The 734-nt window shown below is 64.0% G+C and carries 1 protein-coding gene; it reads right to left on the bottom strand.

Annotated features, from left to right (window positions below):
- Positions 1 to 707: MFS transporter (locus tag V9K67_RS27080; RefSeq protein WP_414696824.1), on the bottom strand; the 707-nt coding region annotated here is incomplete at its 3' end.
- Positions 708 to 734: the final 27 nt, after the last annotated feature.

Genomic DNA, 734 nt, shown 5'->3' with positions numbered 1-734 from the left:
GCATAGACAATGGGCTTGCGATACCTGTTGCCTGCGAACAGCTTTTCCTTCAGCCCGTAGTGCTCCAGCTGGTGTTCCTGGCGGATAACGTTTGCCGCATCGGGCTCGCCGGTTTTGGCAAAGATGGCCCTGGCCTCGGCATCCCTGCCATTGAGCACCAGCCAGCGGGGGCTTTCGGGAATAGAGCGCAAAAGAAGGGCAAAGAGGGCGGCAGGCACCACCATCACCCCCAGCATCCAGCGCCACGACTCCTCGCCCAGGCCCACGAACAGGAAGTTGGTGAGGTAGGCAATGAAGATGCCCGCCACGATCATGAGCTGGAAGGAGCCGGCCAGCCGCCCGCGGATGCGGGCGGGGGCGACTTCGGAAATATACATGGGACCGACCACGGAGGAGGCGCCCACGGCTATGCCGCCGACAAAGCGGAAAAGGATGAAGAGGCTCCACAGCGGGGTGACGGCGCAGCCCACGGCGGAGAGCAGGTACAAAAGGGCGATAATGGTGAGCACCTTTTTGCGGCCGTGGCGCTGGGCGGGGGCGCCGGCGATGACCGAGCCGATGACGGTGCCGATCAGGGAGGAGGCGACGGTGAAGCCCTGCCAGCCGCTGGAGAGGTGCCAGAGCTGCTGGATGGTTTTTTCGGCCCCGGAGATGACGGCCGTTTCAAAGCCGAAGAGGAAGCCGCCCAAAGCAGCGATCAGCGAGATGCGTACCGCGTAGCCCGTGACAGCGGC

Origin of the sequence: Huijunlia imazamoxiresistens, from assembly GCF_037132455.1 — a bacterium.
Taxonomy (GTDB): Bacteria; Bacteroidota; Bacteroidia; order Chitinophagales; family Chitinophagaceae; genus Flavisolibacter; species Flavisolibacter imazamoxiresistens.
The sequence above is the reverse complement of the archived record's forward strand: the minus strand, read 5'-3'. Positions and strand labels throughout refer to the sequence as shown.